Genomic DNA, 588 nt, shown 5'->3' with positions numbered 1-588 from the left:
TCGATCCCCTCCGCCGCTATTTCTTTCATCTATAGACATGGCGACTGTGGCGAAGTGGTGAACGCACCGGATTGTGGCTCCGGCACTCGTGGGTTCGATCCCCATCAGTCGCCCCATACTACTATAACTAGAATGGACCCTTAGCTCAGCTGGTTAGAGCTATCGGCTCATAACCGATCGGTCGCAGGTTCGAGTCCTGCAGGGTCCACCATTTCTATATTATATTATTTAACGCGGAGGAATACCCAAGTCCGGCTGAAGGGATCGGTCTTGAAAACCGACAGGCGGGTTAAACCGCGCGGGGGTTCGAATCCCTCTTCCTCCGCCATAAATTTAATTATTATTTTACCATCGCGGGGTGGAGCACGACCGAATAAGCTTCATCGAATCCGCATCAGCGTACCGACCGAAACGCTTCTTGAATAATCTTTCTGAGGTCGGGACGACAAAGGGACAGTCGTTTCTATGCAAACTTTGAAGGAAGCACAATATTATATATTTTTTACTATCGCGGGGTGGAGCAGTCTGGTAGCTCGTCGGGCTCATAACCCGAAGGTCGCAGGTTCAAATCCTGTCCCCGCAACCAAA

At 50.5% G+C, this 588-nt stretch carries 4 tRNA genes; all 4 read left to right on the top strand.

Going from position 1 to position 588, the window contains the following annotated elements:
- Window positions 1-40: 40 nt before the first annotated feature.
- The 4 genes from BAZO_RS11375 (at window position 41) to BAZO_RS11360 (ending at window position 586) form a co-directional block, all read left to right on the top strand.
- Window positions 41-116, top strand: a tRNA-His gene (locus BAZO_RS11375).
- Between the two features lie 18 nt (window positions 117-134).
- Window positions 135-211, top strand: a tRNA-Ile gene (locus BAZO_RS11370).
- Between the two features lie 24 nt (window positions 212-235).
- Window positions 236-328: transfer RNA gene (locus BAZO_RS11365), tRNA-Ser, on the top strand.
- Between the two features lie 181 nt (window positions 329-509).
- A tRNA-Met gene (locus tag BAZO_RS11360) sits at window positions 510-586 on the top strand.
- Window positions 587-588: the final 2 nt, after the last annotated feature.

The organism is Schinkia azotoformans LMG 9581 (genome assembly GCF_000307855.1).
In the GTDB taxonomy this organism is placed as follows: Bacteria; Bacillota; Bacilli; order Bacillales; family Bacillaceae_J; genus Schinkia; species Schinkia azotoformans.
The sequence above is the reverse complement of the archived record's forward strand: the minus strand, read 5'-3'. Positions and strand labels throughout refer to the sequence as shown.